Source organism: Pseudomonas sp. ADAK2 TE3594, from assembly GCF_053628675.1.
Genome location: NZ_JBRJGV010000001.1, coordinates 4,292,280 through 4,313,220, shown reverse-complemented (window position 1 = coordinate 4,313,220; position 20,941 = coordinate 4,292,280). Strand labels below are relative to the sequence as shown.

At 60.1% G+C, this 20,941-nt stretch carries 20 protein-coding genes; 18 read left to right on the top strand and 2 right to left on the bottom strand.

Going from position 1 to position 20,941, the window contains the following annotated elements:
* Positions 1-63 precede the first annotated feature (63 nt).
* Genes AB7M22_RS19115 through AB7M22_RS19100 form a run of 4 tightly spaced genes read left to right on the top strand, consistent with a single transcriptional unit; the run spans position 64 to position 4,425 of the window.
* Positions 64-534 carry a (2Fe-2S)-binding protein gene (locus AB7M22_RS19115; RefSeq protein WP_454187445.1) on the top strand — a complete coding sequence of 157 codons (471 nt, stop codon included), beginning with the start codon at positions 64-66 and terminating at the stop codon, positions 532-534.
* Complete coding sequence (locus tag AB7M22_RS19110) at positions 531-2,852, top strand: molybdopterin cofactor-binding domain-containing protein (RefSeq protein WP_454187444.1); 2,322 nt, start codon at positions 531-533, stop codon at positions 2,850-2,852. The genes AB7M22_RS19115 and AB7M22_RS19110 overlap by 4 nt, the downstream gene beginning before the upstream one ends.
* A complete protein-coding gene (locus AB7M22_RS19105) occupies positions 2,852-3,835 on the top strand; it encodes an XdhC family protein (protein WP_454187443.1) in 984 nt (327 codons plus the stop codon). The genes AB7M22_RS19110 and AB7M22_RS19105 overlap by 1 nt, the downstream gene beginning before the upstream one ends.
* Positions 3,832-4,425, top strand: a complete 594-nt coding sequence (locus tag AB7M22_RS19100) for a nucleotidyltransferase family protein (protein WP_454187442.1) — start codon at positions 3,832-3,834, stop codon at positions 4,423-4,425. The genes AB7M22_RS19105 and AB7M22_RS19100 overlap by 4 nt, the downstream gene beginning before the upstream one ends.
* A 158-nt stretch (positions 4,426-4,583) precedes the next feature.
* Here the strand turns inward: AB7M22_RS19100 and rne are convergent, their stop codons facing one another.
* Positions 4,584-7,766, bottom strand: a complete 3,183-nt coding sequence (gene rne / locus AB7M22_RS19095; RefSeq protein ID WP_454187441.1) for a ribonuclease E — start codon at positions 7,764-7,766, stop codon at positions 4,584-4,586.
* 700 nt (positions 7,767-8,466) lie between these two features.
* Here rne and rluC point away from each other — a divergent pair.
* The 3 genes from rluC to sppA are packed head-to-tail and all read left to right on the top strand — an operon-like array spanning position 8,467 to position 11,094.
* On the top strand, positions 8,467-9,429 hold the full coding sequence (rluC, locus tag AB7M22_RS19090; protein ID WP_454187440.1) for a 23S rRNA pseudouridine(955/2504/2580) synthase RluC: 963 nt from the start codon (positions 8,467-8,469) through the stop codon (positions 9,427-9,429).
* Entirely contained in the window at positions 9,416-10,078 is a 663-nt protein-coding gene (locus AB7M22_RS19085) for an HAD-IA family hydrolase (RefSeq protein WP_454187439.1), read from the top strand. Before rluC ends, AB7M22_RS19085 begins: the two co-directional genes overlap by 14 nt.
* Before the next feature lie 26 nt (positions 10,079-10,104).
* Positions 10,105-11,094, top strand: a complete 990-nt coding sequence (gene sppA, locus AB7M22_RS19080; RefSeq protein ID WP_454187438.1) for a signal peptide peptidase SppA — start codon at positions 10,105-10,107, stop codon at positions 11,092-11,094.
* 156 nt (positions 11,095-11,250) lie between these two features.
* Here the strand turns inward: sppA and AB7M22_RS19075 are convergent, their stop codons facing one another.
* The gene (locus tag AB7M22_RS19075) at positions 11,251-11,829 is read right to left on the bottom strand and encodes a Maf family protein (RefSeq protein ID WP_454187437.1); all 579 of its coding nucleotides are present in this window, start codon (positions 11,827-11,829) and stop codon (positions 11,251-11,253) included.
* Between the two features lie 105 nt (positions 11,830-11,934).
* Here AB7M22_RS19075 and AB7M22_RS19070 point away from each other — a divergent pair, with 105 nt between their 5' ends.
* From AB7M22_RS19070 to AB7M22_RS19020, 11 genes are all read left to right on the top strand, one after another.
* Complete coding sequence (locus AB7M22_RS19070; RefSeq protein ID WP_004371317.1) at positions 11,935-12,462, top strand: YceD family protein; 528 nt, start codon at positions 11,935-11,937, stop codon at positions 12,460-12,462.
* Between the two features lie 13 nt (positions 12,463-12,475).
* Positions 12,476-12,658, top strand: a complete 183-nt coding sequence (gene rpmF, locus AB7M22_RS19065) for a 50S ribosomal protein L32 (protein WP_003179396.1) — start codon at positions 12,476-12,478, stop codon at positions 12,656-12,658.
* A 4-nt stretch (positions 12,659-12,662) separates the two neighbouring features.
* Positions 12,663-13,673 (top strand): phosphate acyltransferase PlsX, encoded by a 1,011-nt coding sequence (gene plsX / locus AB7M22_RS19060; protein ID WP_454187436.1) that lies wholly within the window; start codon positions 12,663-12,665, stop codon positions 13,671-13,673.
* Between the two features lie 125 nt (positions 13,674-13,798).
* Positions 13,799-14,737 (top strand): ACP S-malonyltransferase, encoded by a 939-nt coding sequence (fabD, locus tag AB7M22_RS19055; RefSeq protein WP_007904008.1) that lies wholly within the window; start codon positions 13,799-13,801, stop codon positions 14,735-14,737.
* Positions 14,738-14,753: 16 nt separating this feature from the next.
* Positions 14,754-15,497 carry a 3-oxoacyl-ACP reductase FabG gene (fabG, locus tag AB7M22_RS19050; RefSeq protein WP_008014356.1) on the top strand — a complete coding sequence of 248 codons (744 nt, stop codon included), beginning with the start codon at positions 14,754-14,756 and terminating at the stop codon, positions 15,495-15,497.
* 191 nt (positions 15,498-15,688) lie between these two features.
* Positions 15,689-15,925 carry an acyl carrier protein gene (gene acpP, locus AB7M22_RS19045; RefSeq protein WP_003175607.1) on the top strand — a complete coding sequence of 79 codons (237 nt, stop codon included), beginning with the start codon at positions 15,689-15,691 and terminating at the stop codon, positions 15,923-15,925.
* Between the two features lie 108 nt (positions 15,926-16,033).
* Positions 16,034-17,278, top strand: coding sequence for a beta-ketoacyl-ACP synthase II (gene fabF / locus AB7M22_RS19040; RefSeq protein WP_052964851.1), 1,245 nt, complete (start codon positions 16,034-16,036; stop codon positions 17,276-17,278).
* Positions 17,278-18,093, top strand: coding sequence for an aminodeoxychorismate lyase (gene pabC / locus AB7M22_RS19035; protein ID WP_454187435.1), 816 nt, complete (start codon positions 17,278-17,280; stop codon positions 18,091-18,093). The genes fabF and pabC overlap by 1 nt, the downstream gene beginning before the upstream one ends.
* 3 nt (positions 18,094-18,096) lie before the next feature.
* Positions 18,097-19,299: an endolytic transglycosylase MltG gene (mltG, locus tag AB7M22_RS19030; protein WP_454187434.1), complete on the top strand. Its 1,203-nt coding sequence runs from the start codon at positions 18,097-18,099 to the stop codon at positions 19,297-19,299.
* Between the two features lie 19 nt (positions 19,300-19,318).
* Entirely contained in the window at positions 19,319-19,951 is a 633-nt protein-coding gene (tmk, locus tag AB7M22_RS19025) for a dTMP kinase (RefSeq protein WP_008067785.1), read from the top strand.
* The gene (locus tag AB7M22_RS19020; protein ID WP_454187433.1) at positions 19,944-20,930 is read left to right on the top strand and encodes a DNA polymerase III subunit delta'; all 987 of its coding nucleotides are present in this window, start codon (positions 19,944-19,946) and stop codon (positions 20,928-20,930) included. Before tmk ends, AB7M22_RS19020 begins: the two co-directional genes overlap by 8 nt.
* Positions 20,931-20,941 lie beyond the last annotated feature (11 nt).

The window sequence follows — 20,941 nt, the reverse complement described above, 5'->3', positions numbered from 1 at the left end:
CAGCGACAGATTGCTCGACCCCATAACCTCGACCTCTTATGAGAAAAAATGGCGGGCGTGCCCATGATTACCCTGAAACTCAATGGACAAGATCATCAACTCGATGTCACCGAGGACATGCCGCTGCTCTGGGCGATCCGTGACGTGGCGGGTTACAACGGCACCAAATTCGGCTGCGGAATGGGCCTGTGTGGCGCCTGCACCATTCATATCGACGGCGCGCCTGCGCGCAGTTGCATCACGCCAATTGGCTCGGTAGTCGGCCAGAACGTCAGCACCATCGACAACCTGTACGCCGACCCGGTTGGCAAAGTCGTCCAGCAAGCCTGGCTCGACAGCGCCGTGGCCCAGTGCGGTTTCTGCCAGGGCGGGCAGATCATGTCCGCTACGGCGTTGCTGAAAACCAATCCCAACCCCAGCGACGAGCAGATTGAAGAGGCAATGGTCGGTAACATTTGCCGTTGCGGCACCTACAACCGGATCAAGACCGCCATCCGCCAGGCCTCCACTCACCTGAAGGAGGCCAAGGCATGAGCCGGTTACCGAATGATTTTGCGCTGAGCAACCTCAGCCGCCGTGCTTTCCTCAAAGGCGTGGGCGCCACCAGTACGCTGGTGCTGGCAGCCAGTTGGGGTTGGCAGGACGCGCTCGCCGCCGAAAAAGACAAGAAGTTCGGCGCCGACGGCATGCCCAACGGCTGGATCGATGATCCTAAGGTTTACGTCAGCATCGCCGCCGATGGCAGCGTGACCGTGGTCTGCAACCGTTCGGAAATGGGCCAGGGCGTGCGCACCAGCCTGAGCATGGTGGTGGCCGATGAGCTGGACGCCGACTGGGCGCTGGTCAAAGTGCAACAGGCCCCGGGCGACGAAGTGCGTTTCGGTAACCAGGACACCGACGGTTCGCGCAGCATGCGTCACTGGTACGAGCCGATGCGCCGTTGCGGTGCTGCCGCGCGGACCATGCTTGAACAAGCCGCTGCCGAGCAGTGGAAAGTGCCGGTCAGCGAGTGCCGTGCACAACTGCATAAAGTCATTCACCAACCAACCGGTCGTGAACTGGGCTACGGCGCGTTGGCCGCTGCTGCCGGTGCACTGGCGGTGCCGGCCCGCGACAGTCTGCGCCTCAAGCAGCCATCGGAATTCCGTTACATCGGCAAGGAAGGCACCAAGGCCATCGACGGTGAGGACATCGTCAATGGTCGCGCGGTCTACGGCGCCGATGTGCATTTTGAAGGCATGCTTTTCGCCACCATCGCGCGGCCAGCGGTCTATGGCGGCAAGGTCAAATCCTTCGATGCCAGCGCAGCGATGAAAGTCCCGGGCGTGATCAAGGTCCTGCAGATCGAAAGCCGTCCATTGCCGTCCGAGTTTCAGCCTCTGGGCGGCGTGGCCGTGGTAGCCAGCAATACCTGGGCGGCGATCAAGGGCCGCGAAGCGCTGAAAATCGAGTGGGATGATGGCCCCAACGCCAGTTATGACTCGATCGCCTACCGCAAGGAACTCGAAGCCGCGTCCCTCAAACCTGGCAAAGTGGTGCGCAATACCGGCAGCATCGACCAAGCCATGGGCAGCGCCGACAGCACCCTCGAAGCCTCTTACTACCTGCCGCACCTGGCGCAATCGCCGATGGAACCGATGGTCGCCATCGCCCGTTTTAAGGACGGCGTGTGCGAAGCCTGGGCCCCAAGCCAGGCTCCGCAAGTCACCCGCGAACGGATTGGCGAGCGCCTCGGCATTCCATTCGATAACGTCACGTTCAACGTCACCTTGCTCGGCGGCGGTTTCGGTCGCAAGTCCAAGCCGGACTTCGTCGTTGAAGCGGCGATCCTGGCCAAGGAGTTCCCGGGCAGGGCGGTGCGGGTGCAATGGACCCGTGAAGACGACATCCACAACTCCTATTTCCACACCGTGTCTGCCGAATACCTGAAGGCCAGCCTGAACAAGGACGGCCTGCCGTCCGGCTGGCTGCACCGCACAGTGGCGCCGAGCATCACCGCGTTGTTCGCGCCGGGCATGAATCATGAGGCGGCTTTCGAGCTGGGCATGGGCTTTACCAACATGGCTTACGCGATCCCCAACGTGCGCCTGGAAAACCCTGAAGCGACAGTCCACACCCGGGTCGGCTGGTATCGCTCGGTGTCGAACATTCCCCACGGCTTTGCGATTCAGAGCTTTGTCGATGAACTGGCCCACAAGGCTGGCCAGGATCCACTCAAGTACCAGATCAAGTTGCTCGGGCCGGACCGTCAGATCGATCCGCGCACCTTGAGTGAAGAGTGGAACTATGGCGAATCCCCCGAGCGTTACCCGATCGACACCGCGCGTATGCGCACCGTGCTGGAAACTGCCGCCAAAGCGGCCGGTTGGGGACGTGAGATGCCCAAGGGCCGAGGGTTAGGCCTGGCGGTGCATTACAGCTTCGTCACGTATGTGGCGGCGGTGATCGAGGTTGAAGTCAAAGACGATGGCACGTTGATCGTGCACAAGGCTGACATCGCCGTGGATTGCGGCCCGCAGATCAACCCTGAGCGGATTCGCTCGCAGTTCGAAGGTGCCTGCGTGATGGGCCTGGGCAACGCGGTGCTGGGGGAAATCAGCTTCAAGGACGGCAAGGTCCAGCAGGACAACTTCCACATGTACGAAGTGGCGCGCATGTCCCTGGCGCCGAAGGAAGTCGCCGTGCATCTGGTCACGCCACCGGGCGATGTGCCGTTGGGCGGAGTCGGTGAGCCGGGCGTGCCGCCGATTGCGCCAGCGCTGTGCAACGCGATCTTCGCCGCCACCGGCAAGCGCATCCGTAACCTGCCGGTGCGCTATCAGTTGCAAGGCTGGCAGAAGGCGCAAGCCTGATGGACAGCGTCGATCTGAACGTCCTGCGCAGCGTGCTGCAATGGCGCCGCGCCGGTCAGCGGGTGATGTTGTACAGCGTGGTCCAGACCTGGGGCACCGCGCCCCGGGCACCTGGCGCCATGCTGGCCTTGCGTGAAGACGGCATGGTAATTGGCTCGGTGTCCGGTGGCTGTGTCGAGGATGACCTGATTGCCCGGCTGCACGATGGCCGTATTCCGGCCGATGGGCCGCCGGTGCAGTTGATTACTTATGGCGTCACCCGTGAGGAGGCCGCGCGGTTTGGTTTGCCGTGCGGCGGCACGTTGCGCCTGACCGAGGAGCGCGTCGGCGATCCGACGTGGGTCGCCCAATTGCTGGCGCGCTGCGAGGCGCATGAAATCGTTGCGCGTGAGCTGAATCTGACGACCGGTGACGTGGTTTTGCAGGCGGCGAGCAAGACGGATGCGCTGGTGTTTGACGGGCAGACCTTGCGCGCCATTTATGGTCCGCGCTGGCGGTTGCTGCTGATCGGCGCCGGACAACTGTCGCGCTACGTTGCCGAGATGGCGCGGCTGCTGGATTTCGAAGTGCTGATCTGCGACCCTCGCACCGAGTTTGTCTACGGCTGGGAAGAGCAGCACGGTCGCTTCGTCCCGGGCATGCCCGACGAAGCGGTACTGACCATCCAGACCGACGAACGTACGGCCATCGTTGCTCTGACCCATGATCCGCGCCTGGATGACATGGCGCTGCTCACAGCCCTGGACTCCAAGGCGTTTTATGTCGGTGCGCTGGGTTCGCGGGTCAATAGCCAGAAGCGCCGGGACAACCTGGCTCAGCTAGGCTTGTCACAACAGGCCATCGAGCGCTTGCACGGCCCGATCGGTTTGCACATCGGCAGCCATACACCGGCGGAAATCGCCTTGTCGCTGCTGGCCGAAATTGTGGCGATCAAGAACGGCATCGAACTGAAACAGAAGAGGCCGTTGCAGGAGGGCGTATGAGCGACTCCATCGGCGTCATCATCCTGGCCGCCGGGCAGGGCAGTCGGTTTCGACAGGTAGCGGGTGACGACAAGGACAAGCTGCTAGTGGACTGCACCGCTCGTGACGGCGTCACCGTGCATTCGGTGATCGAGCAGGTGCTGGTGAATCTGCCGGCCGCGCTGGAGAAGCGCGTACTGGTGACCACGGCGGATCGCCCGCAAGTGATTCGCATGGCTCAGGCCTACGGTTGTGAAATTGTGCGGATCGAATCGACCGGTCTGGGTGACAGCATTGCAGCGGGTGTGGCGACATGCTCGCAACTCGGTGGCTGGCTGATCATGCTGGGGGATATGCCGTTTATCCTGCCATCCAGCATTGAACAGGTTGTTGCGAATATTGCCGATGATGCGATCAGCGTGCCGGTGCATGAGGGGCAATATGGGCATCCGGTGGGGTTCGGGCGAAGCTTCGGTCCAGGGTTGATGGCGTTGACCGGTGATCACGGCGCCAAGTCGCTATTCGTACAGGCGAGGGTGGTCGAGGTGGCGGTGGAGGATCCGGGGGTGTTGTGGGATGTGGATGTGCCTGCTGCATTAGCATTTGCCTGACACACCGTCTTCGCGGGCAAGCCTCGCTCCTACACGGATCGGCGCAATACTTGTAGGAGCGAGGCTTGCCCGCGAAGGCGTCGGCTCAAACACCGCAAATTCACATAAAAAAAGCCCCGCCTGGATCACCAGGCGGGGCTTTTTAGTGGCCGATGGAATCAGGCGAGGGGTTTAGGCTCGTGCTCTTTTTCCTGGGCTTGCTCGTGTTGCTCTACCGCTTCCTGAACGGAGCGCGGTGCTTCGTCGATCACGGATTCAACCGGTTCGGCAGCGACTTCAGCGGTCGGGGCAGGGGCTGCCTCGACAACTTCAGCAACAACCGGTGCTGGCTCGGCAGCGGCCGGAGCAGCAGTGGCAGCCAGTTCGGCTTCTTTCTGCAGACGCTCGGCTTCACGCTTGCGACGACGCACTTCACGCGGGTCGTTTGGCGCACGGCCACTTGGGGTCAGGGCGCTGGCAGGGGCGGCTTCAACCACCGGTTCGGCCACCACCGGCGCTTCAACCACCGGAGCAGGCTCGGCAGCAGCAATTACAGGCTCAGAGACCATGGCTTCAGCAACCGGGGCTTCAGCGACTGGCGCTGGAGCTTCGACCGCTACAGGTGGCTCGGCAACCCAGTTGAACGTGGTTTGCTCTTCGCGAACTTCACGTACCGGTTCAGCCGGCGCTTCAGCCACAGGCTCGGTAGCGGCCACTGGTTCAGCGACGACGGCCGGCTCAGCGGCAGCTTCAACTTCAGGCTGTGCTTCACGAACCGGAGCCACTTCGATTTCCGGAGCAGCGGTAACTTCTACCGGCGTGGTCGCTTCAACCATTGGAGCTTCAACCGGAGCAGTTTCCAGCGTGGCGGCAGTGGCGCGTTCAGCTTGCTCGTTGGCTTGTGCTTCAGCGGGCGCGCTGATCACGGAGCTGGCAACGGCTGCGGTAACAGCCAGGCCGGCGGCCAGATCGGCAGCGCTTGGCGCTTCGGCGTTTTCAGCCGACTCGGACTCTTCCGAACCTTCGATCACGTTGCCGTTGGCATCGCGTTGACGCTCACGACGGTTGCTGCGACGACGCTGGCCACGGGAGCGGCGGCGTGGACGATCGCCTTCGGCGCCTTCCTGACCGTCTTCCTGCAGTTGCTCTTCGTTGGTGGTCAACTCTTCTTCAGCAACGGCAGCAGCGGCTTGTTCGGTACGTGGCTGACGTTCTTCACGCGGTGGGCGTGGAGCGCGTTCTTCACGTGGCTGACGGGCTGGACGCTCTTCAGCGCTGGCAGCGGCGGCCGGAGCGGCATCCAGAGGCTCGCGCAGTTCACGAACTGGGCGTTCTTCACGCTCGCCACGTGGCTTGCGATCTTCACGCGGGGCGCGCGGTGCACGTTCTTCGCGAGGGGCGCGTGGTGCGCGCTCTTCACGTGGAGCGCGTTCCAGGGCGACTGCTGGAGCTTCTTCACGGGCTTCGCGTGGCTCACGTGGTGCGCGTTCTTCACGCGGTGCACGTTCCTCACGAGGCTTGCGCTCTTCATCGCGGCGACCGTTACGGTTGCGGCTCTGTTGACGGCCGTTGCGGCGCTCTTCGTTGCGAGCAGGACGTTCGGTGGCTGGCTTTTCAACCACAACCGGCGCAGCAGGCTCTTCCTTGGTGGCGAACAGGCTGACCAGCGACTTCACCAGGCCTTTGAACAGGCTAGGCTCTGGGGCGACGGCCGGTGCAGCCACTGGAGCCGCGGCGACTTCGGTCGGAACCGGAGCATTGGCGCGGGCCGGAGCTGTCTTGACCGCAGCTTCCTGGCGAACCAGGGTGCGGGTCGCGGCGGCTGGCTGGACTTCTTCGACTTCGGCAGCGGCAGCAGCGATTTCGTAGCTGGACTGGCCGACCGCGGCTTCCGGGCTGTCATCGCGCAGACGCTGAACTTCGAAGTGCGGCGTTTCGAGATGATCGTTCGGCAGAATGACGATGCGGGCACGGGTGCGCAGTTCGATCTTGGTGATCGAGTTGCGTTTTTCGTTGAGCAGGAAAGCTGCAACCGGAATCGGCACTTGTGCGCGAACTTCGGCGGTGCGGTCTTTCAGGGCTTCTTCTTCGATCAGGCGCAGGATCGCCAGCGACAGCGATTCAACGTCACGGATGATGCCGGTGCCGTTGCAACGCGGGCAGACGATGCCGCTGCTTTCGCCAAGCGATGGACGCAGGCGCTGACGGGACATTTCCAGCAGGCCGAAGCGCGAGATGCGACCGACTTGCACGCGAGCGCGGTCGGCTTCCAGGCATTCGCGGACTTTCTCTTCCACGGCGCGCTGGTTCTTGGCAGGGGTCATGTCGATGAAGTCGATGACGATCAGGCCGCCAATGTCGCGCAAGCGCAACTGACGGGCGATTTCTTCGGCAGCTTCAAGGTTGGTCTGCAGGGCGGTTTCTTCGATGTCGCTGCCTTTGGTGGCGCGCGCCGAGTTGATGTCGATGGACACCAGGGCTTCGGTCGGATCGATAACGATGGAGCCGCCGGAAGGCAGTTCGACGACGCGCTGGAAGGCGGTTTCGATCTGGCTTTCGATCTGGAAACGGTTGAACAGCGGAACGCTGTCTTCGTACAGTTTGATTTTGCTGGCGTACTGCGGCATCACCTGGCGAATGAAGGTCAGGGCTTCGTCCTGGGCTTCAACGCTGTCGATCAGCACTTCGCCGATGTCCTGGCGCAGGTAATCGCGGATGGCGCGGATGATCACGTTGCTTTCCTGGTAGATCAGGAACGGTGCGGAACGATCCAGCGAAGCTTCTTTGATGGCGGTCCAGAGTTGCAGCAGGTAATCGAGGTCCCACTGCATTTCTTCGCTGCTGCGGCCAAGGCCGGCAGTGCGAACGATCAGACCCATGTCGGCCGGGGCAACCAGGCCGTTCAGGGCTTCACGCAGTTCGTTGCGCTCTTCACCTTCGATGCGGCGGGAGATACCGCCGGCACGCGGGTTGTTCGGCATCAGCACCAGGTAACGACCGGCCAGGCTGATGAAAGTGGTCAGGGCGGCGCCCTTGTTGCCACGTTCTTCTTTTTCGACCTGAACGATGACTTCCTGGCCTTCGCTCAGGACGTCCTTGATGTTGACGCGGCCTTCAGGGGCTTTCTTGAAGTATTCGCGGGAGATTTCTTTGAGGGGCAGGAAGCCGTGGCGCTCAGAGCCGAAATCGACAAAGGCAGCCTCAAGGCTTGGTTCGATGCGAGTAATCCGGCCTTTATAGATGTTGGCCTTCTTCTGCTCGCGTGCACCGGATTCGATGTCCAGGTCGTAGAGGCGCTGGCCATCTACCAGTGCAACACGCAACTCTTCGGGTTGAGTTGCGTTAATCAGCATTCTTTTCATGTAGTACCGTCGGTTTCCGGGCTGCCGGAAACGGCGTTCGGCACACACGACTTCTCACGGTCGGTGTCAGGTGCGTCAGGAGTGGTTGGCCACTCCAGTGTCTAGCGAACCCCAACCAATTGGGCCGGTGTCGCGACGTACGCGTCCTGCTTGCTGTGGCTACTTAAGCACTCAGTCAGGAGGAGGAATCAACCGGCGGCTGTGGACGAGATGAAGCGTCTTGATAAAGCCTATTGCTACACAGTCCAGCGGTTGTGCATCTCCACCCTACACGTATCCCTGATAATTCGGGTGCTGCCGCGCGCAGAATCCGCAGCGGGTTGGCATTTACCGTGAGCTCCGAAAGGGGAGGTCACGCATCATGGCTAATTTAGGCGATGTTTCCGAAGCGTTCGCTCGGGGTCGTTCGCAGCTGACTGCACTTTGTGAACTGGCCGTGAATATTTGCTCGGAAGGCGAGTGAAAACTCTGCTTTGCGGCATGATTCAGGCCTTATGTCACCTGCGCTCGTTACAACTGCAAACTCTGCCGTTACGTAGCGAAAGCCCCGTAGGACGGCCTCTCGTCCTCGTGAATTGCGTTGGTCAGGGCCGGTTTTTGACCGTTAGTCCGCTGTCCAGGCCACTTTTGGCGGCGTTCGCGACTATAGCAGCAATGATTAAGTGCTTCAATTCCATAAAAAATTGTTATCATCCGCACCATGACGACTACTGCCCCTTCGACCCCAGCCGTACAACTGCTGGAGGTCTCGCCGGAATATGCCGGCCAACGTATTGATAACTTCCTTCTCGCTCGGCTCAAAGGCGTGCCCAAGACCTTGATTTACCGCATTTTGCGCAAGGGCGAAGTGCGGGTGAACAAAGGTCGGATCAAGCCCGAATACAAGCTGCAGGCGGGCGATATCGTGCGCGTGCCGCCGGTTCGCGTGCCTGAGCGCGACGAACCCGTGCCGCTGGCCCAAGGGCTGCTGCAGCGGCTCGAGGCCTCGATTGTCTACGAAGACAAGGCGCTGATCGTGGTCAACAAGCCTTGCGGCATTGCGGTTCATGGTGGCAGTGGCTTGACCTACGGCGTGATTGAAGCCTTTCGTCAGTTGCGTCCGGATTGCAAGGAACTCGAACTGGTTCATCGTCTCGATCGTGATACCTCCGGCCTGCTGATGATTGCCAAAAAGCGCAGCATGTTGCGCCACTTGCACACGGCATTGCGCGGCGATGGCGTCGATAAGCGCTATATGGCGCTGGTGCGCGGCAACTGGGCGACCTCGATCAAGCAAGTCCGTGCGTCGCTGGGCAAGAGCAATCTGCGCTCCGGCGAGCGCATGGTCGAGGTGGACGAGGAGGAGGGCAAGGAGTCTGTGACCGTGTTCAAGGTCCTGCGTCGTTTTGGCGACTTCGCCACCCTGATCGAAGCCAAGCCAATCACTGGCCGCACTCACCAGATTCGCGTCCATACTCTGCATGCGGGCCATTGCATCGCTGGTGATACCAAGTACGGCGATGAGGGTTTCAGCAAAGAGATTCGTGATCTCGGCGGCAAGCGTCTGTTTCTGCACGCCTACATGCTCACTGTGCCGCTGCCTGATGGTGGTGAGCTCAAGTTGCAGGCGCCGGTCGACGAGATGTGGGCCAAAACCGTGGAGCGCTTGAGTGCACCCTACTGATTACAAGCTGCTGATTTTCGATTGGGACGGCACGCTGGCTGACTCCATCGGTCGGATTGTCGAGGCGATGCATGTAGCGTCCGAGCGTTCCGGTTTTCAGTTGCGTGATGATTTTGCCGTCAAAGGCATTATCGGTCTGGGCTTGCCGGAAGCGATCCGCACCCTGTATCCAGAGATTGGCGACACCGAGCTGATAGCATTCCGTCAGCACTATGCGGATCACTACATTGCGGCGGAGACCGTGCCTTCCCCGCTGTTTGAGGGTGTTGTGGAGTCTCTCGAAGCGTTTCGTGCCGAGGGGTATCATCTGGCAGTAGCGACCGGCAAGGCTCGTCGTGGGCTGGATCGGGTGCTGAAGTCTCACGGTTGGGAAGATTATTTCGATATCACCCGTGCTGCTGACGAAACCGCCAGCAAGCCCCATCCGCTGATGCTCGAGCAGATTCTCGCCCATTGCGAGGTTCGTCCGGAGCAGGCGCTGATGGTTGGCGATTCGTCGTTCGACCTGCAGATGGCGCGCAATGCGGGCATGGATTCGGTGGCGGTCAGCTATGGTGCTCAATCGATCGACGCCTTGAAGCTATTCGAGCCGAGACTGGCCATTGATCGTTTTTCAGAGTTGCACGCCTGGCTGAATCAGCGGGTTTAATTGGTTTTTTTGCTGGGGTACATGGCATGACCGACGAATGGAAAGCGCCCGCCAAGGCGAGTGCAGAAAGCGGTGACGAGAAAAGCTGGAAGCTGCTGGAGAAAACCCTGCTGGCTGGTGTGCAGGAACAGCGCCGGTCCCGTCGCTGGGGGATATTCTTCAAATCGCTGACTTTTTTGTACCTGCTCGGCGCGTTGATTCTGTTATCGCCGTTGATAGGCATGGAGAAAGGCGCAAGCCTCGGCTCCGGCTATACGGCGCTGATCGATGTGGCAGGTATGATTGCCGACAAAGAGCCGGCCAGTGCCGACAATATCGTTGGCAGCCTGCGTGCAGCCTTTGAGGACAAGAAGGTCAAGGGTGTGATTCTGCGGATCAACAGCCCTGGCGGCAGCCCGGTGCAGTCGGGTTATGTCTACGACGAGATCCGTCGTTTGCGCGGCTTGAATCCAGATACCAAGGTTTATGCGGTGATCTCGGATCTGGGCGCTTCCGGTGCCTATTACATCGCTAGCGCCGCGGATCAGATCTACGCCGACAAGGCGAGCCTGGTGGGTTCCATCGGTGTGACGGCGGCCGGTTACGGTTTTGTCGGGACCATGGAGAAGTTGGGCGTCGAACGTCGTACCTACACCTCTGGCGAGCACAAATCGTTTCTCGATCCGTTCCAGCCGCAGAAGCCTGCGGAAACCCAGTTCTGGCAGAGCGTGCTCGATACCACTCATCAGCAGTTCATCAGCAGCGTCAAGAAGGGTCGTGGTGATCGCCTGAAGGACAAGGAGCATCCGGAACTGTTCTCCGGGCTGGTCTGGTCGGGTGAGCAAGCGCTGTCGCTGGGCTTGATCGATGGTCTGGGTAATGCCAGTTCGGTTGCGCGCGATGTGATCGGCGAGAAAGAGTTGGTGGATTTCACTGTTGAGGAGTCGCCATTCGATCGCTTCTCGAAGAAGCTCGGGGCTAGCGTGGCTGAGCATTTGGCGATGTGGATGGGCTTTCAGGGGCCAGCATTGCGCTGATCATCTGGCTGCATAAACAAACCGACCTGCGTGGCGTGTGCCTCGTAGGAGCCAGGCTTGCCGGCGAAGGCGTCCTTAAGTGCGCCTTCGCCGGCAAGCCTGGCTCCTACGAGGCATTTGCCTGAGTGGCCGGTTTTTTTTATGCGCAAAATATCGCTAGGGGATTTGCAGGCCTTCAGCCAACAGCATATCGATCAGGCGAATCAGCGGCAGGCCGATCAGGCTGGTGGCGTCAGGGCCTTCGGTGCTTTGAAACAGGCTCACCCCCAAACCTTCGGCCTTGAAGCTGCCAGCGCAGTCGTAGGGCTGTTCGGCGCGCAAGTAGCGCTCGATGCGCGCTGCGTCGAGCGTGCGCATGTGTACGGTAAAGGGCACGCAGTCGACCTGGCAGTGGCCGGTCTGACTGTTGAGCAGTGCCAGGCCGGTCAGGAAGGTCACGCTGGCGCCGCTGGATGCCAGCAGTTGTTCGCGGGCCTTTTCGAAGGTGTGAGGTTTGCCGATAATCCGCTCGCCGAGTACGGCGACCTGATCCGAGCCGATGATCAGGTGGGCTGGATGACTGCCTGCAAGTGCGCGGGCTTTTTCTTCGGCGAGGCGCTTTACCAGTTCGACGGCTGACTCGTCCGGGCGATGGCTTTCGTCGATATCCGGCGAGCTGCACGTGAACGGCAGCTGCAAGCGGGCCAGCAGTTCCCGGCGATAGGCCGAGCTTGAAGCGAGTAATAAAGGCAGCATGCGCATCTCCAAAAGGGCAGGGGCGAATTCTAGCGCAGGCTCAAGTGACGGACAGGGCTGAATTTCCTTTGACATGGCTGGGGGCATCCCTATAATGCTGCGCCTATGTTGAATGACCCGATTCCACCTCACGTTGACCCGCGCAAATTGGCTGACCGTGGCACCACCCTTCAAGGTGAACTGCTGCTGGCCGATTTGGAGAGACTCTGCGACCCGCTTTCCGATACTGTCGGTACGGTGCAGGCTAAATTCGTTTTTGAACGAGATGAACGTAAATCTGTGGTAATTCACAGCTTTATCGACACCGAAGTCAAAATGGTTTGCCAGCGTTGTCTTGAGCTGGTCACCCTGCCGATCCATAGCGAATGCAGTTATGCTGTGGTGAAGGAGGGTGCGAATACCCAGTCGTTGCCGAAAGGTTATGACGTGCTGGAACTGGGCGAAGATCCTTTGGATCTGCAGTCACTGATCGAGGAGGAGCTTCTGCTCGCCTTGCCCATTGTGCCTGCTCATCATCCGGAAGAATGCCAGCAGCCGGCGGGTCTCGATGAGCCCGAACCGAGCGAGGACGAGGTAACGCGGTCCAACCCGTTCAGTGTATTGGCGCAGTTAAAGCGTGACCCAAACGTTTAGGAGTTAATCAATTATGGCTGTTCAGCAGAACAAAAAATCCCGCTCTGCCCGTGACATGCGTCGTTCGCACGACGCTCTCGAGGCTAGCACCCTGTCTGTAGAAAAAACCACCGGTGAAGTTCACCTGCGTCACCACGTATCGCCAGAAGGCGTATACCGTGGCCGTAAAGTGATCGACAAGGGCGCTGACGAGTAATCACTTGTCCGCTCAAGTCATCGCGATTGACGCAATGGGCGGGGACTTCGGTCCCCGCAGCATTGTTCAGGCCAGCCTTGCTTGTCTGTCTGCTACACCCTCGCTGCACCTGACCCTCGTAGGTCAACCCTCCCTTCTTGAAGAACTGCTCGCCAGCCAATCGGCTGTGGATCGCGCGCGCCTGTCGATTACGCCGGCGTCCGAAGTCATCACCATGGACGAAAAACCTGCGCAGGCCTTGCGTGGCAAGCTTGACTCGTCGATGCGCGTGGCGCTGGAGTTGTTGCGCGATGGCAAGGCTCAGGCCTGTGTCAGTGCCGGCAATACCGGCGCGCTGATGGCGTTGTCCCGGTTTGTGCTGAAGACCTTGCCGGGCATCGATCGACCGGCAATGATCGCGGCCATTCCGACACAGAAGGGCTACTGCCAGTTGCTCGATCTGGGTGCCAACGTCGATTGCAGTGCCGAGCACTTGTTGCAGTTTGCAGTGATGGGTTCGGTTGCGGCAGAAACCCTGGGCGTCGTTCGCCCGAGGGTCGCATTGCTGAACATCGGCACCGAAGACATCAAGGGCAATCAGCAGGTCAAACTGGCGGCCACCTTGTTGCAGAGTGCTCGTGGCATCAACTACATCGGGTTTGTCGAAGGTGACGGCTTGTACCGTGGCGAAGCGGATGTGGTGGTGTGTGACGGCTTTGTCGGCAATATCCTGCTCAAGTCCAGCGAAGGCCTGGCGACCATGATTGCCGGGCGCATCGAGGCGTTGTTCAAGAAAAATTTCGCGTCGAAAGTGGTGGGCGCACTGGCGCTGCCGCTGATGAAGCGCTTGCAGGCCGAGTTGGCGCCGGCACGACATAACGGCGCAAGCTTCCTTGGTTTGCAGGGAATTGTCGTGAAAAGCCACGGCTCGGCGGGGGTGCAGGGTTTTCAGAGTGCGATTCAACGCGCGTTGATCGAGATCCAGGAAAACTTGCCTGAACGGCTTCATGGGCGCCTGGAAGATTTGTTGCCTTAGGCGTTTTCGTCGGACAATGCTTAAATGTGACCGCTCAGTTCAATGGGCCATCCAACTGTGAGTTTCTTGCGTTCCACAAACGGGACGTCAATTCTCCGACGACAAGATCATTAGGGGCTTGTTACATGTCTGCTTCCCTCGCATTCGTCTTTCCAGGACAGGGTTCGCAGTCCCTCGGCATGCTGGCCGAGTTGGGCGCGCAACATCCGGTGGTCCTCGAAACATTCAAAGAAGCTTCCGATGCTCTGGGTTACGACCTGTGGGCACTGACCCAGCAAGGGCCGGAAGAACAACTCAATCAAACCGATAAAACCCAGCCGGCCATTCTGACCGCCTCGATCGCCTTGTGGCGTCTGTGGCTGGCTGAAGGCGGCGCGCGTCCGGCTTACGTTGCCGGTCACAGCCTGGGCGAATACAGCGCCCTGGTGGCTGCAGGCAGTCTGAGTCTGGGCGATGCCGTGAAGCTGGTAGAGCGTCGCGGTCAGTTGATGCAAGAGGCTGTTCCGGCCGGGCAGGGCGGCATGGCTGCAATCCTGGGTCTGGAAGATGCCGATGTGCTGGCCGCCTGTGCCGAAGCGGCGCAAGGCGAAGTGGTGAGTGCGGTCAACTTCAACTCCCCGGGCCAGGTAGTGATCGCTGGCGCCAAGGCTGCGGTCGAGCGCGCCATCGAAGGCTGCAAGGCACGTGGTGCCAAGCGCGCCATGCCATTGCCGGTCAGCGTGCCGTCCCACTGCGAATTGATGCGTCCGGCCGCCGAGCGGTTCGCCGAGTCGATCGCAGCGATCGACTGGCAGGCGCCGCAGATCCCTGTGGTACAGAACGTCAGCGCCAACGTGCCGGCCGATCTGGAAACCCTCAAGCGCGATCTGCTTGAACAGCTCTACAAGCCTGTGCGCTGGGTCGAGTCGATCCAGGCGCTGGCTGCCAAGGGCGCGACCGAGCTGGTCGAATGCGGCCCTGGCAAAGTACTTGCCGGTTTGAACAAACGTTGCGCTGAAGGCGTGTCGACCTCTAACCTCAATACCCCAGACGCTTTCGCTGCCGCCCGTGCAGCGCTGGCCTGAACAAGGAGAAGCTTGCATGAGTCTGCAAGGTAAAGTTGCACTGGTTACTGGTGCCAGCCGTGGTATCGGCCAGGCTATCGCTCTGGAATTGGGTCGTCAGGGTGCCATTGTTATCGGCACCGCGACTTCCGCTTCGGGGGCCGAGCGTATTGCTGCGACCCTGAAAGAAAATGGTATTCAGGGTACTGGCCTGGAACTCAATGTCACCAGCGATGAGTCCGTAGCGGCCGTGCTGGCGAGCATTCAGGAACAATTTGGTGCGCCGGCGATCCTGGTCAATAATGCCGGTATCACCCGCGATAACCTGATGATGCGCATGAAAGACGACGAATGGCATGACGTCGTCGATACCAACCTGAACAGCTTGTTCCGCCTGTCCAAGGGCGTTTTGCGCGGCATGACCAAAGCCCGTTGGGGACGAATTATCAGTATTGGTTCGGTTGTGGGTGCCATGGGCAACGCAGGCCAAGTAAACTACGCTGCCGCCAAGGCCGGTCTGGAAGGTTTCAGCCGTGCACTGGCGCGTGAAGTCGGTTCGCGTTCGATTACGGTAAACTCGGTGGCCCCTGGGTTCATCGACACCGATATGACCCGTGAACTGCCTGAGGCGCAGCGTGAAGCCTTGCAGACGCAGATTCCGCTGGGTCGTCTGGGGCAAGCTCAAGAGATCGCGTCTGTGGTCGCTTTTCTTGCATCCGACGGTGCGGCTTACGTTACTGGGGCTACAATCCCGGTGAACGGCGGGATGTACATGAGTTAAATGTGACGGATTGCTTCAAAAAAATGTCATACGAGCTGTCTAAAATCCGTTATAAAGCTGCAATCTATTTATAGGCAGAGGGTCGCCGGGTTTGAGGAGTGAAGCTTTCAGTTGAAAAACTGAAAAGTCTTTCTATACACTTACCCACCGGCCAGCTGCCTGAATTTGTCCATTAGGAGTGAAAACAAGGTATGAGCACCATCGAAGAGCGCGTCAAGAAAATCGTTGCTGAGCAACTGGGCGTTAAAGAAGAAGAAGTGGTCAACACTGCTTCCTTCGTTGAAGACCTGGGTGCCGACTCCCTTGACACTGTTGAGCTGGTGATGGCTCTGGAAGAGGAATTCGAGACCGAAATCCCTGACGAAGAAGCTGAGAAGATCACTACTGTACAAGCAGCAATCGACTACGTTACCAGCCACCAGGCGTAATAGTTTTTAGTCGTCGCTCGCTGTCATGGAAAAACCGCACTGCCATCATGGCGTGCGGTTTTTTCTTTAGGCCTGATGCAAAGTCGTCATTTGAAAAAGGAGAGTGCTGTGTCGCGTAGACGCGTCGTAGTCACCGGTATGGGTATGTTGTCGCCACTGGGCACGGATGTGCCGAGCAGCTGGCAGGGCATTCTGGCTGGCCGTAGTGGCATTGGTCTGATCGAACACACCGACCTTTCTGCCTATTCCACCCGTTTTGGCGGCTCGGTAAAGGGCTTCAATGTCGAGGAATACCTGTCGGTCAAGGAAGCTCGCAAACTCGACCTGTTCATTCAATACGGTCTGGCTGCAGGTTTTCAAGCCGTGCGTAACGCAGGTCTTGAGGTCACCGACGCCAATCGCGAGCGGATCGGCGTGGCTATGGGCTCGGGTATTGGCGGTCTGACCAATATCGAAGAGACCAGTCGCACACTGCATGATTCCGGGCCACGACGGATTTCTCCGTTTTTCGTGCCTGGCTCGATCATCAATATGATTTCCGGTTTCCTGTCCATCCATCTGGGGGCACAGGGACCTAACTACGCCATCGCCACCGCGTGTACTACCGGTACACACTGCATCGGCATGGCGGCACGCAACATCATGTACGACGAAGCCGACGTCATGATTGCCGGTGGTGCCGAGATGGCCGCGTGTGGTCTGGGCATGGGCGGCTTCGGTGCCTCCCGCGCACTGTCGACCCGCAACGACGAGCCGACCCGCGCCAGCCGTCCATGGGATAAAGGCCGTGATGGCTTCGTGCTGTCCGACGGCGCCGGCGCACTGGTTCTCGAAGAGCTGGAGCACGCCAAGGCCCGTGGCGCGACCATCTACGCCGAGCTGATCGGCTTCGGCACCAGTGGCGACGCTTACCACATGACCTCGCCACCGGCCGATGGCGCGGGTGCTGCGCGTTGCATCACCAATGCCTTGCGCGATGCGAAGATCAATGGCGATCAGGTTCAGTACATCAACGCCCACGGCACCTCGACCTCGGCTGGCGACCTTGCCGAAGCCTGTGCGATCAAATCCGTGTTCGGCGATCACGCCTACAAGCTGGCGGTCAGTTCGACCAAGTCCATGACCGGTCACCTGTTGGGTGCGGCGGGCGCGGTCGAGGCGATTTTCAGCGTACTGGCCATCAACAGCCAGGTAGCACCGCCGACCATCAACCTCGATGAGCCGGACGAAGGCTGCGACCTCGACTTCGTACCCCACACCGCGCGTGGCATGGATATCGACGTGGTGCTGTCCAACTCCTTCGGATTTGGCGGTACCAATGGCTCGCTGGTGTTCCGCCGGTTCGCTGACTGATGGACAGCTGGGTCGACGGTCAACCGGCTGACGCTTTGTCGCTGAAGGATCGCGGCCTGGCTTACGGTGATGGTCTGTTCGAGACCATCGCGGTCAAGGGCGGGCAGCCGCTGCTGCTGGATCGACATTTGTCGCGTCTGGCGGAGGGTTGTTCGCGCTTGGCGATCGCCGCCGATCATCAACTGATCCGCGCAGAGCTGCTGGCCTATGCCGCGGCGCTGGGCGAGGGCGTGCTCAAACTCATCCTCACCCGCGGCGACAGCTTGCGCGGTTACACCGCCGATCCCTCGGCTCAGGCTCGACGCATTCTGCAAGGCAATCCTCCTGCTGCTTATCCGGCTGTTCATGCGGAGCAGGGCGTTCGGCTGTTTCCTTGTGCGACACGTCTTTCCAAGCAACCATTGCTCGCCGGTCTCAAGCATTTGAATCGTCTGGAGCAGGTGCTCGCCCGCTCCGAATGGCAGGACTCCGAGCATGCCGAAGGCTTGATGCTGGATCAGGTCGGGAGGGTGATCGAAGGCGTGTTCAGTAATCTGTTTCTGGTGCGCGATGGTGTACTGGTAACCGCCAATCTCAAACGCTGTGGCGTGGCGGGTGTGATGCGTGCCGAATTATTGTTTCAAGCCAAGTCATTGGGGATTCCCACGCAAATCACCGATATCACCCTCGAGCAGCTGCAATGGGCTGACGAGGTCTTTGTCTGCAACAGCGTGTATGGCGTTTGGCCGGTGCGCGCCTATGCCGCACTGAGCTGGCCGGTTGGGCCGCTCACCCGTAAACTCCAAACCATTGCTCGTGCGCTACTGGATGCTTGATTCGTGAGACGTAAATTCTTGCTGCTGCTGGAAACCGGATTGGTTCTGGCGGGGCTGTTGGCGGGCGCTTGCGCCTGGAAAATCGATTCGGCGCTGGAACAGCCGCTGAACATCGCCCAGGAAGAGCTGCTGGAAGTACCCAAAGGCACTACGCCAAACCGCACTTTCCTGCGACTTGAAGCCGATGGTGTCATCAAGGACGCGTTCTGGCTGCGTGTGTATTGGCGCTTCAATCTGGCAGGGCAACCGCTGCACAGCGGCGAATACCGCATGGTGCCCGGTATGACAGTCAACGGGCTGATCGACCTGTGGAAACGCGGAGAAATGGTGCAGTACAGCCTGACGCTGGTCGAAGGCTGGAATTTTCATCAGGTTCGCGCGGCCCTGGCCAAGGATGAAAAACTCGAGCAGACCCTCAACGGTCTGAGCGACAGCCAAGTGATGGACAAGCTCGGGCACAGCGGGATTTTTCCGGAAGGACGATTCTTTCCCGACACGTATCGTTTCGTGCGTGGTATGACCGACGCCGATCTGCTCAAGAAAGCTTACGACCGCCTCGACGAGGTCCTCGCCAAGGAGTGGAACCAGCGCGCTGCCGACGTACCCTACACCGAGCCCTATCAGGCGCTGATCATGGCCTCATTGGTGGAAAAGGAAACCGGTGTGCCGCAGGAACGTGGGCAGATCGCCGGCGTGTTCGTGCGGCGCATGGAGATGGGCATGCTGTTGCAGACCGATCCGACCGTGATTTATGGTCTGGGTGATCGCTACAACGGCAAGTTGACCCGCGCTCATCTCAAGGAGCCGACGCCGTACAACACTTACGTGATTGCTGGTTTGCCGCCGACACCCATCGCGATGGTCGGTCGCGAAGCGATCCATGCAGCGCTGAATCCGGCGAACGGCAACAGCCTGTATTTTGTCGCGCGCGGTGATGGTAGCCACGTGTTCTCCGATGATCTGGACGCCCACAACAATGCGGTGCGCGAGTTCCAGATCAATCGACGAGCCGATTACCGTTCCAGCCCGGCGCCGACTGTCACGCCGCAGACGGAAGATACCAAGGCGCCAATCCCGGCGGCTTCGCCCGATACGATGCCCGAAGACCTGCCTCCCGTAGCGCCGCAAGACTCCGGGCAAGGCTCTGCACAAGAGCCAGCGCCAGCACCCGAAGCGGATGCGCCCGCGCCGCAAAGCCCGCAATGACTCTGACTAAGGACTGCCTGTGACTGGCTTGTTTATTACCCTGGAAGGCCCGGAAGGCGCCGGCAAGAGCACCAATCGCGAATACCTGGCCGAACGTCTGCGCGCTGCCGGGATCGAAGTGGTGTTGACCCGGGAGCCCGGTGGCACGCCCCTGGCTGAGCGGATCCGCGACGTGCTATTGGCGCCGGTCGATGAGGTCATGAACCCCGACACCGAGCTGCTGTTGGTGTTCGCCGCGCGAGCCCAGCATCTGGCCGAGGTGATCCGCCCGGCGCTGGCCCGTGGTGCGGTGGTTTTGTGCGATCGCTTTACCGATTCGACTTATGCCTACCAGGGCGGTGGCCGCGGTTTGTCGCTGGAGCGCATCGCGACCCTCGAAACGTTCGTCCAGGGCGATCTGCGCCCGGACTTGACGCTGATCTTCGATCTGCCGGTGGAAGTGGGTCTGGCACGGGCCAGCGCCCGCGGTCGCCTGGATCGCTTCGAGCTCGAAGGCCGAGCGTTTTTCGATGCGGTGCGCACTGCCTTCCTCGAGCGTGCCAAGGCGGATCCTGCGCGTTATGTCCTGGTGGATGCCGCTCAGCCGCTGGCGCAGGTTCAGCAGTCTCTGGATGCCTTGTTGCCACGTCTGCTGGAGTTGACCCGTGGCTGAAGCCTATCCGTGGCAGGACAGCCTCTGGCAGCAATTGGCCGGTCGTGCCCAGCACGCCCATGCCTATTTGCTGCATGGCCCGGCCGGGATCGGCAAGCGTGCGCTGGCTGAGCGTTTGATGGCCAGTTTATTGTGCCAGCGCCCATCTGCCCTGGAGGCTTGCGGCGAGTGCAAATCCTGTCTTCTGCTGAAGGCCGGCAGTCACCCCGACAACTACATCCTGGAGCCGGAAGAAGCAGACAAGGCGATCAAGGTCGATCAGGTTCGTGATCTGGTCAGCTTCGTGGTTCAGACCGCGCAGATGGGCGGTCGCAAAGTGGTGCTGATCGAGCCAGTCGAGTCGATGAACATCAATGCCGCCAACGCCTTGCTGAAAAGCCTTGAAGAACCGTCCGGCGATACCGTATTGCTGTTGGTCAGCCACCAGACCAGCCGTCTGCTGCCAACCATCAAGAGCCGTTGCGTGCAGCAGGCCTGTCCGTTGCCAAGCGAGGCCATGAGTCTGGCTTGGCTGGCCAGCGCTTTGCCGGACTGTTCGGAAGAAGAGCGCATTGAACTGCTGACCCTCGCCGCCGGTTCGCCCCTGGCCGCGGTCAAGCTGCAGGCACAAGGCGTGCGCGAGCAGCGGGCGCTGGTGGTCGAGGGTGTGAAGAAGCTGCTCAAGCAGCAGCAATCGCCGACGCAATTGGCCGAGGAGTGGAAAACCATTCCCATGTTGCTGCTGTTCGACTGGTTCTGTGATTGGTCGAGCCTGATCCTGCGTTATCAATTGACTCAGGATGAAGCAGGGCTGGGCCTGGCGGACATGCGCAAGGTCGTTCAATACCTGGCGCAGAAATCCGCACAGGACAAAGTCCTGAATATCCAGGACTGGATCCTCGCCCAGCGGCAGAAAGTGATGAGTAAAGCCAACCTCAATCCTGCGTTGTTGCTGGAGGCGCTGTTGGTGCAATGGGTATCCTTGCCTACCCAGAAGTGACCGTCTGGGCC

Excerpts from the sequence above, each read along its gene's own strand:
- AB7M22_RS19105 (WP_454187443.1), top strand. The coding sequence starts at position 2,852 with ATGGACAGCGTCGATCTGAACGTCCTGCGCAGCGTGCTGCAATGGCGC.
- pabC (WP_454187435.1), top strand. The coding sequence starts at position 17,278 with ATGGACAGCTGGGTCGACGGTCAACCGGCTGACGCTTTGTCGCTGAAG.
- acpP (WP_003175607.1), top strand. The coding sequence starts at position 15,689 with ATGAGCACCATCGAAGAGCGCGTCAAGAAAATCGTTGCTGAGCAACTG.
- AB7M22_RS19070 (WP_004371317.1), top strand. The coding sequence starts at position 11,935 with ATGTTGAATGACCCGATTCCACCTCACGTTGACCCGCGCAAATTGGCT.
- rluC (WP_454187440.1), top strand. The coding sequence starts at position 8,467 with ATGACGACTACTGCCCCTTCGACCCCAGCCGTACAACTGCTGGAGGTC.
- fabD (WP_007904008.1), top strand. The coding sequence starts at position 13,799 with ATGTCTGCTTCCCTCGCATTCGTCTTTCCAGGACAGGGTTCGCAGTCC.
- fabG (WP_008014356.1), top strand. The coding sequence starts at position 14,754 with ATGAGTCTGCAAGGTAAAGTTGCACTGGTTACTGGTGCCAGCCGTGGT.
- AB7M22_RS19110 (WP_454187444.1), top strand. The coding sequence starts at position 531 with ATGAGCCGGTTACCGAATGATTTTGCGCTGAGCAACCTCAGCCGCCGT.
- AB7M22_RS19100 (WP_454187442.1), top strand. The coding sequence starts at position 3,832 with ATGAGCGACTCCATCGGCGTCATCATCCTGGCCGCCGGGCAGGGCAGT.
- rpmF (WP_003179396.1), top strand. The coding sequence starts at position 12,476 with ATGGCTGTTCAGCAGAACAAAAAATCCCGCTCTGCCCGTGACATGCGT.
- sppA (WP_454187438.1), top strand. The coding sequence starts at position 10,105 with ATGACCGACGAATGGAAAGCGCCCGCCAAGGCGAGTGCAGAAAGCGGT.
- AB7M22_RS19075 (WP_454187437.1), bottom strand. The coding sequence starts at position 11,829 with ATGCTGCCTTTATTACTCGCTTCAAGCTCGGCCTATCGCCGGGAACTG.
- AB7M22_RS19115 (WP_454187445.1), top strand. The coding sequence starts at position 64 with ATGATTACCCTGAAACTCAATGGACAAGATCATCAACTCGATGTCACC.
- rne (WP_454187441.1), bottom strand. The coding sequence starts at position 7,766 with ATGAAAAGAATGCTGATTAACGCAACTCAACCCGAAGAGTTGCGTGTT.